The 6,590-nt window shown below is 75.6% G+C and carries 5 protein-coding genes; all 5 read left to right on the forward strand.

Annotation, left to right across the window (positions count from 1 at the left end; genetic code table 11):
• The first annotated feature begins 240 nt into the window (after positions 1–240).
• The 5 genes from ADK86_RS29715 to ADK86_RS29735 all read left to right on the forward strand — a co-directional run bounded on the left by ADK86_RS29715 (position 241) and on the right by ADK86_RS29735 (position 6,369).
• Positions 241–1,296, forward strand: a complete 1,056-nt coding sequence (locus ADK86_RS29715; protein WP_053699391.1) for a phosphatase PAP2 family protein — start codon at positions 241–243, stop codon at positions 1,294–1,296.
• Positions 1,193–2,662, forward strand: a complete 1,470-nt coding sequence (locus ADK86_RS29720; protein WP_053699392.1) for a hypothetical protein — start codon at positions 1,193–1,195, stop codon at positions 2,660–2,662. The genes ADK86_RS29715 and ADK86_RS29720 overlap by 104 nt, the downstream gene beginning before the upstream one ends.
• Positions 2,653–4,200 carry a hypothetical protein gene (locus ADK86_RS29725; protein ID WP_053699393.1) on the forward strand — a complete coding sequence of 516 codons (1,548 nt, stop codon included), beginning with the start codon at positions 2,653–2,655 and terminating at the stop codon, positions 4,198–4,200. Before ADK86_RS29720 ends, ADK86_RS29725 begins: the two co-directional genes overlap by 10 nt.
• Positions 4,201–4,226: 26 nt before the next feature.
• Positions 4,227–5,585 (forward strand): AAA domain-containing protein, encoded by a 1,359-nt coding sequence (locus ADK86_RS29730; RefSeq protein ID WP_053699396.1) that lies wholly within the window; start codon positions 4,227–4,229, stop codon positions 5,583–5,585.
• 397 nt (positions 5,586–5,982) lie between these two features.
• Positions 5,983–6,369, forward strand: a complete 387-nt coding sequence (locus ADK86_RS29735; RefSeq protein ID WP_003986444.1) for a hypothetical protein — start codon at positions 5,983–5,985, stop codon at positions 6,367–6,369.
• Positions 6,370–6,590 lie beyond the last annotated feature (221 nt).

A 6,590-nucleotide genomic window follows, 5' to 3' on the forward strand; every position in this document is an offset into this window, starting at 1 on the left:
GACTTCTGCCGCGCTGAGCCCGGCTCCTGTCGTTTTCCGACGCTGTCCGTCCGTTCCATCATCGCGCACCGGCCCGCGGTGCCGGACTCGGCCCCTCCCGTTCCGCGGCACCGAGCTATACAGCGTACGGTGGAGGGTCGGCGCTTTCGCGCCGGCGGGTGCCGCAGCGCACCGCGCACCCCTCGCACCAGGCCCGGTGACCGCTCCGCCACGGGCCACGCACGTTGGAGAACGACCAGGATGGACGCCGTAGCGCGCCGCACCGCGGCAGCCGGCAGCCGGCCGCGGTGGTGGACGGAACTGCCACTGCTCGCCCTCGTGTACGCGGCCTACTCCGCGGGCCGGCTCGTGGCCCGGGGTGACGCGCACGCCGCCGCCGGGCACGGAGAGACGATTCTGCGGTGGGAGGAGCTGCTGCGGATCGATCCGGAGCGCGCGCTGAACCGTCTCTTCACCGCCACACCCGCCCTCGGCATACCCGCCGACTTCGCGTACGCCTCGCTGCACTACCTGGTCACGCCCGCCGTCCTGATATGGCTGTGGCACCGGCGTCCCACGCACTACCGGACGCTGCGGACGTGGCTCATGCTGGCCACGCTCATCGGGCTGATCGGTTTCACGCTGCTGCCGACCGCGCCGCCGCGCCTGCTGGACACGGGCAGCGGGTTCGCGGACACCATGGCGCGGTTCTCCTCGTACGGCTGGTGGGGCGGCGACGCGAGCGCGCCGCGCGGGCTCGGCGGCATGACGAACCAGTTCGCGGCGATGCCCAGCCTCCACGTGGGATGGGCGCTGTGGTGCGCAGTGGTCCTGTGGAAGCACGGCCGGTCGCGGGCGACGCGGGCTCTCGCGGTGGCGTATCCGCTGGTCATCGTGCTGGTGGTGATGGGTACGGCCAACCACTACCTGCTCGACGCGCTCGCCGGTACGGCCGTGATGGGACTGGGCCTGCTGCTGACACGCCCGGCGCTGCGGCTCGCGGAACGGGTGCGCGGGGCGGCGACGGGCTCGGCGCGGCCGGGCGTGGGTTCCGTCACGGTGACCGGCGCGACGGGACCTGGCATGAGTTCCGGTGCGGGTGGCGTGACCGGCCTCGTGGCTGCCGGGGCGGCGGATGCCGTGGGCGGCTCCGTGGCGGCCGGGGCGGCGGGCACGCCCGCGAATGTCAGTGGCGGATGCGAGACTTCCGCGGGTGAACGTATTCCGCGACAGCCGACCCGCCGCGGCCGACCGACCGCCGCGGCAGCCGCCTCCGCTGCCGCAGCCGACGACGGGGCTGCGACAGCGGCTCAGTGAGCTGCGCGGCCCCGGCGTGCGGCCGCGGCCGCTGGACGCCCGGGCGCTCGCCGCGCTGGCCGCCAACCCGGGCTGCCGCCGCCGCTCCCTGCTGGACGGCGCCGGGGTCGACAAGGCGGCGCTCGCGGGCGCCCTCGGTTCCCCCGCGCCCTTCGGGCAGTCGCAGTTCGCCCTGGCCCGGGGCAATTCGTTCGAGGCCCGCGTGAAGGCGGACGACGGCGCCGATCTGATGCGCCTGCTGCACGAGCGGATGGACGCCGGCGCGGCGCCGCCCGAGCCCGGCGCGGTCGCTGTCCCCGACCTGTCCGCCGCCGGCCCCGAGGGGCGTGCCGCCCGTACGGCCCTGGCGCTGCGCGAGGCCACCACCGCCGGTGGCTGGACCCTCCTGGACCACCCGATGCTCACCCTGGAGGTGGCCGGGTCGCCCGCCTATCTGGAGCCGGACGCGGTCGTGGTGCATCCGGACGGCGGCTGGACGGTCGTGGAGATCAAGTCCTTCCCGATGATCGACGGCGCCGCCGACCCGGCCAAGGTGGGCGCCGCCGCCCGGCAGGCCGCGGTGTACGTCCTCGCGCTGGAGCGGGTGGCCGCCCAGGTGGCCGCCGCCACCGGCCGTACGGTGCCGGTGCGCGACCGGGTGCTGCTGGTCTGCCCGAAGGACTTCGCGAACCTGCCCGCCGCCGAGGCCGTCGACGTCCGCAAACAACTGGCGACGACCAGGCGCCAGTTGCAGCGCCTCACGAAGGTCGAGGAGATCGCCGGGCAGCTCCCGCCCGGCACCACCTTCGACCTGCGGCTCGCGGACGACGGCAAGACGGTGACGCGGTCCGCCGAGGAGCTGGCCGAGGCGGTGGAGGCGGTCGACGCGGCGTACGCGCCGGAGTGCCTGTCTGCCTGCGAGCTGGCCTTCCACTGCCGTGGCCGGTCCCGCGCCGCGGGCGCCGTGGAGACACTGGGCCGCGGGGTGCGCGGTGAGCTGGGCGGGTTGCGTACGGTCGCGGAGGTGTTGGAGGCGGCGCGTACGGAGCGCGCGGAGGACGGTACGGAGGACGGCCGTACGGGCGATGGCCGTACGGGTGATGGCCTTACGGGCGCGGGCAGCCGGGCGCGTACGGACTGCGGGGCAGCCGCGGACGGCCGGGCGCGTACGGACTGCGGGGCAGCCGCGGACGGCCGGGCGCGTACGGACGCCCCGACGGGCCCGTACGGCCGGGCAGGCGCGGACGGCCACCCGGATACGGACCTCTCCCCCGACGCCCCCGCCGCCGAGGCCCTGCGCCGCGCGGCCACCCTCCGCGCCGAAGCCCTGGCCGCGGCGCGCCGTGCGCAGGCGTCTGCACAGCCGGAGGAGGCCCCATGTCGTTGATCGAAGTGCTCGCCAGGATGGAGGCCGTGGCGGCGGGCCGCGCGCAGCCGCTGGCCACGGTCCGCCACCGCCACCTCTCCGAACGGCCGCTGGTCTTCGTCCCGTTGACCACCGCCGGTGAGGCGGGCGCGCCGCTGGGCGCGCTGGTCGGTACGGACCGCGAGAAGCCGCTGCTGCTCGCCGTGCCCCAGCCGCGCGACCGTGACCTGCGGTTCGCCTTCCTCGCCGAACTGGCAGAGACCGTCCTGCCGTATGTGGACGGGTACGCGGACACCGTCGAGATGGAGGAGCGCAAGGAGACCGACCCGGAGACCGGCAAGAAGGTTCCGGTCGAGGTCGAGCTGTGCGCGGACGCGCCGCAGGTGATCGTGCCGAGTGCGGCGGGCGTGGAGTACGTACGCCTGCTGGGCCGGTCCATGCGCTTCCGGCGGACCGCCGAGCAGGAGCCGGACACCCCGCATCCGGCGCCGCCCCATGTGCCGCTGCTCGGCCGCTGGTTCACGCACTTCGGCGAGCGGGCCCGGGTGCCGGGCGCGAGCCTGCTGCTGCCGATGACCGGGCTGCTCGCCCGGCACTGGGCGACCGGCCAGAGCAACCTGGAGGACCAGCACCTCGGCGCGCTGCTGGCCTGGATAGACCCGCCGGAGGGCGAGCACGGCGCGGCGGCCGCCGAGCGCGCCGAGACCGCGCGGGACGCGGCCGGCCAGCTGCTGTGCCCGCCGGCCGGCCCCGCCACGGACCCGGCCTTCGACAACAAGCGCCTCGCCCCTGCGATGGCCCGTTACGACGCCGGGCTGCCCGGTGCCGAGGACGAGATCCGCGACCTGGTGGAGAGCCAGTTGCGCCCCGCCTGGGACGCCGTGTGGCGGGGCATCGACCTGCTGCGGGCCCTGCCGGAGGGCGCCCGGGTGGCCGACCGCTGGAAGCGCGACCGCTGGTCGTACACCTCCCACCGCGACCGGGTACGGGCCGGTGAACCGCCGCAGCCCAAGCGGGACGACGCGATCACGGCCGCGCAGAAACTGTCCTCCCGGGAGACCGCCCAGGCGCAGCTGGACGCGCAGGAGGCGCTGGACGACCCGCTGGTCATGGCGGCGCGGCGGCTCGCGGGAGAGGCCCTGGTGGGCGAGGTGACCGGGGTCGAGATGGCGTATTCGCAGGGCAAGCGGCCGATGCCGCGCCCGCTGGTGACCCTGTGGACGGACGACCGGCCGCAGCTGGCCGAGGGCGGCAAGCTGTACCGCCCGCTGCCGGACGGGAAGAGCCAGCCCGCCGAGTTCGTCGCGTACACCACGGACGGCCCGTCCGGTCTGGTCGTGCGGCTGACCGGCGGGATGGGGCGCGGCAAGACCCCGGAGCCCGGGTCGGTGCCCGAGCCCGGCGACCGGGTGTGCTGGACCTTGTTCGAACACCAGCCGCGGGGCGGTCCGGAGCTGCCCGACCCCGAGGACACGCCGTGGACGCACGGCGGCCCGCCCGCCGCCGACGACCTGCCCGTCGACCTGCCCGATCCCGTCACCGCGGAGGACTTCCTGTGACCGAGGCCCCTTCCGCCTCCCCCGAGGTGCCCGCCGCCCGGCGGGCGGACGGCGCGGCGCCCTTCGATCCCGGCGCGGCGGCGGCCGAGGCCACCGAAGCGATCGTGCACAGCACGCTGCACGGCACGCACCGCGGCGTCGTCGTGGACTCGCCGCCCGGCGCGGGCAAGTCCACGCTGGTGGTACGGGCGGCCCGCGAACTGGCCGCTGCCGGACGCCCGTTGATGATCGTCGCGCAGACCAACGCGCAGGTGGACGACCTCGTCCTGCGCATCGCCGAGAAGGACCCGGAACTGCCGGTGGGGCGGCTGCACAGCAGCGAGCCAGGCGCCTTCGACCCGGCGCTCGCGGAGCTGCCCGCCGTCCGTACGTCCGCCAAGATCGCCGACCTGGCCGGGCTGGACATCGTCGTCTCGACGGCCGCCAAATGGGCGTACACGAAGGTCGACGAGCCGTGGCAGCACGCCATCGTGGACGAGGCGTACCAGATGCGCTCGGACGCGCTGCTCGCCGTCGGCGGGCTGTTCGAACGGGCGCTGTTCGTGGGCGACCCGGGGCAGCTGGACCCGTTCAGCGTGGTGGGCGCCGACCAGTGGGCCGGGCTGGCCTACGACCCGTCGGCCAGCGCCGTGACCACCCTGCTGGCGCACAACCCCGGCCTGCCGCAGCACCGGCTGCCGGTGTCGTGGCGGCTGCCCGCCTCCGCCGCGCGGCTGGTCTCCGACGCGTTCTACCCGTACACGCCGTTCCGCAGCGGCACGGACCACGGTGACCGCCGGCTCGCCTTCGGGGTGCCCTCGGACGGTTCGGGCGTGGACCGCGTCCTGGACGAGGCCGCCGAGTCCGGCTGGGGCCTGCTCGAACTGCCCGCCCGGCACACCCCGCGCACCGACCCGGAGGCGGTACACGCCATCGCGCAGGTGGTACGGCGGCTGCTGGACCGGGGCGGCGCGGCGACCAGCGAGCGCTCCCCCGACCCCGCACCGCTGACCGCCGACCGGATCGCGGTCGGCACGGCGCACCGCGACCAGGCCGCGGCGGTACGGACCGCGCTGGCCGGACTCGGCGTCAGCGGCGTGGCGGTGGACACCGCCAACCGCCTCCAGGGCCGGGAGTTCGACGTCACGGTCTTCCTCCACCCGCTCTCCGGCCGCCCCGACGCGACCGCCTTCCACCTGGAGACCGGCCGCCTGTGCGTCCTCGCCTCCCGCCACCGGCACGCCTGCATCGTCGTCTGCCGCGCGGGCGTCGCGGACCTGCTGGACGAACACCCGTCGGCGGAACCGGTCCAACTGGGCGTCACGGTCAAATTCCCGGACGGCTGGGAGGCGAACCATGCGGTGCTGGCGCACCTGAACGAGCATCGGGTGGTCTGGCGACCCTGACCGCCCCTCTGAACCCGTCCGACCCGCGAACAGCGTCGCCCCGCCCACGCACCGGACGGAGCCCGGCACGCCACCGGAGACGGCCGATGGCCACAGCCCCGGACGGCTGGGAGGCGAACCACGCGGTGCTCGCGCACCTGAACGAGCACCGGGTGGCGTGGCGCACCTGACTTCGCTCCAGCCTCTGCGTGGCGGCCGTGTCCCCGGGGGCGCTCGCCCCTCGGCGCGGCGCACTTTCGCCCTCGGGCGCGGCGTACGGTCGTACGGTGGCAGGGCGAGGCGCATCGTCGGGCGCGCGCCGAGTGACGCGCCCTGCCCGGCCGGACGGGCGCACCCCCAGGCGCACTTGCGCGGCGCGGGACAATGGAACGCGGCACACGATCCAGGAGGTACGTACATGTCCGAGCCGCAACCGGCTCCCGACCCGCGCGGGACGGCCCCGGCGCCCCGGCGCCTGAAACCGGCTCCGCTGCTCTTCGAGCCTCCGGAGGCCACGTCCGACCCCGAGCACTTCTTCGACCTGGAGTCCATCGAGGACCCCAAGGAGCTGCTCGCCCGCGCTACGGAGCTGACGCTCGCCTTCCGCGCGGCGGCGGACCGGGCCACGGAGTTCCAGGCGATGGCGGCGGCCCAGCTCGCCGACCCCAAGCGCTTCGACCGGCTGCCGCTCGCCGTGATCGCGGAGCGCGCCGACTGGACCGAGGACTACGCCGCGAAGATGGTCGAGTTCGGCCGCGGCCTGCTGCGCAGCAGCGGCGACAACCGCCTGGAGCCCAGGGACTGAGGGCCGGGGGCGGCGGGTCGGCGGGGCTGGGGGCCGGTGTCCGACCGGGACCTGGGGCCGGGGTCGGGGACCGGTATCCGACCAGGACCTGGAGCCGGGGCCGGGGACCAGCACTCGACCGGGACCTGGGGCCAGGGCCGGGGAGTGGTACAGGCCTGGAACCGGGACCCGGGACCCGCACTCGCGCGGGACTTGGAACCGGGACTCGACCGGCACAAAGA

The sequence above is a fragment of the Streptomyces sp. NRRL F-5755 genome, from assembly GCF_001279365.1.
GTDB lineage: Bacteria > Actinomycetota > Actinomycetes > Streptomycetales > Streptomycetaceae > Streptomyces > Streptomyces rimosus.